Below are 2,075 nucleotides of genomic sequence, written 5' to 3' on the forward strand. Positions count from 1 at the left end.
CAGCGACGAGGAGATGGACGCCCTCGCCGAAGCTCACCTGCACCGCTGACGAGGAGGAACCCTCCCGGCGGCACGCGCCGCCCGCCAGACCCCGCCGCTGCGGGGAGGAGCAGAGACGCGTCCCGGGGAGCCTGGGAGGGAAACCGCCCGGACGCCGCCTCCAGGTTCCTCGCGGGGGCTTCGGGCCGGTTCTCAGGCGGGGGCGCGGATCATCGGGGCAGAAGGGACGCATCCCGGGGCAGGGAGAGAGCATAGGCCGGGTACGGCGGCGGGCCGCGCGGGACGGGCACCGGCGGCGCCGTCCTCTCCTCACGCACCCCCTGGGTGCCGGGGCGCTGGGGCAACGGTATCGCGGTGGCGCCGGTGCTGGTCGCCGCCATCCTGGGTGCCGGGGCAGCGCTGGCAGGGATCCCCTGGCCGCGCCGCCGTCCGCGGCCATGGCCCGGGCGCCGCTGAGGGTGGACAGGCCGCTGGATGCCAACGTGGACTCTGCGCCGCAGGAGGCCTCTCTTAGCGTGGTCACCGTCGGGGTCAGCTCCCCCGGCTCCTTCGGGTGACCGGGTCCGGGGGGTCGTGCTCGACTGGGGACGGGCACATCCTGACCAACACCCACGTCGTGACCCTCGACGGGACCGCCGCGCACCCCCCGTCCAGCCGTCTGGCCGTGCTGCCGAGCCTGCGGCACTGGACGCCCTCTCCGTGTCCTTGGCCGTGTTCGTCCTCGCCCTGGTGGCGAAGGCCCCTGTCGTGACTTACGCGGAGCTCCCGGTCGACCAGGCCTTCGGCGCCCACCACGTGGCCTGGATCAGCACGGCCTTCCTCGGGCGTAGAGCAGGTCTTCGGGCCCAAGGGCGCGAATCGTGGTCGTGCTGGGGGTCATGGGATTCCTGTGCCGCCTGGGCCCCTTCCCTGTCCGGGCTGCTCTCCGCCCTGGACGGGGCCGGTGTCTTCTGGCCCTGTCGTTGGGGTGCTGGAGGTCTGGGCGGGCTGGGCCCGGCGCCTCCCCCGGGCCATGAGGAGGGTGAAGGCGAGGGCCCCGCCGAGGAAGATCAGGCCCGCGACCCACGTGTTCACGCGCAGGCCGAGGATGAGGTTGGCGTAGTCCGAGCGCATGAGCTCGATCACGAACCGGCCCGCCGTGTAGACCATGACGTAGAGGGCGAACTCGGCCCCGCGGGGCAGGCGGAGCCGGCGGGAGGCGGCGATGATCGCGAAACCCCCGAGCATGCACCACAGGGCCTCGTAGAGGAAGGTGGGCTGGAAGTAGCCGATGACGATGGGACTGCCCTCGGGGCCGGTGGCCGCGGCGCCGGTGGCGGGGTCCATCTGGTGGATCTGCAGGCCCCACGGGAGCGTGGTCGGGTCCCCGTAGAGCTCGTTGTTGAACCAGTTCCCGAGCCGGCCGAGCGCTTGTGCGAACAGGAGCCCGGGCGCCAGGGCGTCGGCGAACGCGGGCAGGCTTGCCTTCGCGCGCCGGGACCCGATCCACGCACCGAGCCCGCCGAGGGCGACGGCGCCCCAGATCCCGAGCCCGCCGTCCCAGATCGCGAACGCGTTCCACGGGTCCTTCCCGGGCAGGAAGTACAGCTCGGGGTCGGTGATGACGTGGTAGATGCGCCCGCCGACGATGCCGAAGGGGACGGCCCACAGGGCGATGTCCAGGACCTGGCCCGGCCTTCCGCCCCGGTGGGCCCACCGTCGGCTCGTGAGCCAGAGTGCCACGGCGATGCCGGAGAGGATGCACAGGGCGTAGAAGTGGATGGAGAGCGGGCCGAGCCTGATCGCGTCGACGGTCGGGGAGGGGATGAATGCGGGGACCGGAGGAGCGCTCACAGCGCGTTCCCCGGGTCCCGGGCCGGTCCTGCGGCGGGTGTGGGTCTGTTGTCCATGTCGGCTTCCCGAGGCGTCTTGGAGGTGCGGTGGAAGGTGGGATGAGGCGCAATCATCTCACGCGGCCTTCCCAGCGACACGTGACAGTGCAGGCATGAACATGGAGAGCAGGGTCTCCGCCGCGGACCGGGACGAGGATGAGGGTTCTCCAGCAGCCCGGGGACCGTGCCCGGGCGGCCCGCTGA

Annotated in this window: 1 protein-coding gene; it reads right to left on the bottom strand. The window is 72.5% G+C overall.

Annotation, left to right across the window (positions count from 1 at the left end; all coding sequences use genetic code 11):
* Positions 1-876: 876 nt before the first annotated feature.
* Positions 877-1,833 (bottom strand): prolipoprotein diacylglyceryl transferase, encoded by a 957-nt coding sequence (gene lgt, locus V7053_RS18910; RefSeq protein WP_334173788.1) that lies wholly within the window; start codon positions 1,831-1,833, stop codon positions 877-879.
* Positions 1,834-2,075 lie beyond the last annotated feature (242 nt).

Source organism: Sinomonas sp. (assembly GCF_036848755.1).
In the GTDB taxonomy this organism is placed as follows: Bacteria; Actinomycetota; Actinomycetes; order Actinomycetales; family Micrococcaceae; genus Sinomonas.